This window comes from Aquitalea sp. S1-19 (genome assembly GCF_024343515.1).
Genome location: NZ_RJTZ01000258.1, coordinates 1 through 1,835, shown reverse-complemented (window position 1 = coordinate 1,835; position 1,835 = coordinate 1). Strand labels below are relative to the sequence as shown.

Here is a 1,835-nt window from a genome sequence, read left to right as displayed (position 1 = left end):
CGTGCGATACGCTGGAAACCGCCGTGGCGTGGGCCAGCGCGATCGAACAGGCCAAGCGCCCGAGCAACCTGATCCTCAGCCGCCAGAACCTGCCATTCGTGCCGCGCGACGCCCAGCAGATCGCCGACGTCGCACGCGGCGGCTATGTGTTGCGCGATGCCGCTGCACCTCAAGCCATCCTGATTGCCACCGGCTCCGAAGTCGAGCTGGCGCTGAAGGCAGCCGATGTACTGGCAGCCGAAGGCGTGGCGGTGCGTGTGGTGTCCATGCCGTCGACCAATGTGTTCGACCGTCAGGACAAGGCCTATCAGGCCAGCGTCTTGCTGGCCGGCGTGCCGCGCGTAGCCATCGAAGCCGGTGTCTCCGACTTCTGGCGCAAATACGTCGGCCTTGAAGGCGATGTGGTCGGTATCGACACCTTTGGCGAGTCGGCGCCGGCGCCGCAGCTGTTCAAGGAATTCGGCTTCACCGTCGACAATGTGGTCGCCAAGACCCGCGCCGTCATCGGCTAACAGACCGGCCACCCCGTCAGGGGTGGCCGTTTTTTTGCATTCCGCTTCCCCCCTATTCTCGGAGAGAAACTCAATGACCATCCGCGTTGCAATCAACGGTTACGGCCGTATCGGCCGTCAGGCCCTGCGTTCCATCTACGAATACAATCTGCGTGGCGACTTCGAGATCGTCGCCGTCAACGCCTCCGGCGACCTGGCGACCAATGCCCACCTGACCTCGTACGACACCGTACACGGCCGCTTCGCCACCCCGGTTTCACATGAAGGCAGCAACCTGATCGTTGACGGCGATGTGATCCCGTTCTTCTCCACCCGCAATCCGGCCGAACTGCCATGGAAAGAACTGAACGTCGATCTGGTGCTGGAATGCACCGGCGCCTTCACCTCCAAGGAAAAGTGCCAGGCTCATATCGATGCCGGCGCCAAGAAGGTGCTGATCTCCGCCCCGGGCGGTGACGACGTGGACGCCACCGTAGTGTTCGGCGTCAACCACGACGTGCTGCGTGCCGACATGACCGTCGTATCCAATGCCAGCTGCACCACCAACTGTCTGGCTCCGGTGGCCAAGGCGCTGAACGACACCATCGGCCTGAAAAAAGGCCTGATGACCACCATCCACGCCTTCACCAACGACCAGGTGCTGACCGACGTGCGCCACAAGGACCTGCGCCGCGCCCGTTCCGCCACCCAGAACATGATCCCGACCAAGACCGGCGCCGCCAAGGCCGTCGGCCTGGTACTGCCGGAGCTGAAAGGTAAGCTGGACGGTTTCGCCGTACGCGTGCCAACCATCAATGTATCGCTGGTTGACCTGACCTTCGAAGCCGGCCGCGACACCACGGTTGAAGAAGTGAACGCCATCGTCAAGGAAATGGCCGACGGCAAGATGAAAGGCGTGCTGGGCTACAACACCCTGCCGCTGGTCTCCGGCGACTTCAACCACAGCACCGAAGCCTCGACCTTCGACGCCACCCTGACCAAGGTCACCGGCGGCAATATGGTTAAAGTACTGGCCTGGTACGACAACGAGTGGGGCTTCTGCCAGCAGATGCTGCGCACCGGCAAGGCGATGTTCAGCTGCTGATCAGCTGAGGGGTAGGGTGGGTTAGGCGGCAAAGCCGCCGTAACCCACCATGTTGTGGTGGCGTTGGTGAATATTGGTGGGTTACGGCCTGCGGCCTAACCCACCCTACGTGCCACGTGCTCTATGAATTTATTTTTGACAATTTGTTATTTATTTAAGATGCGATTTCAGTTGATAAACTCAAAAAAAGCAGACAGTATCAATCGCCTAAAACGCGTATATGAAATGGCAATTAAGGC

The 1,835-nt window shown here is 60.3% G+C and carries 2 protein-coding genes; both read left to right on the top strand.

Annotated features, from left to right (window positions below; genetic code table 11):
- A partial coding sequence (locus EGI20_RS18025) for a transketolase-like TK C-terminal-containing protein (RefSeq protein ID WP_498633074.1) occupies positions 1–512 on the top strand: 512 nt, incomplete at its 5' end.
- A 73-nt stretch (positions 513–585) separates the two neighbouring features.
- On the top strand, positions 586–1,596 hold the full coding sequence (gene gap, locus EGI20_RS18020; RefSeq protein ID WP_498632914.1) for a type I glyceraldehyde-3-phosphate dehydrogenase: 1,011 nt from the start codon (positions 586–588) through the stop codon (positions 1,594–1,596).
- Positions 1,597–1,835 lie beyond the last annotated feature (239 nt).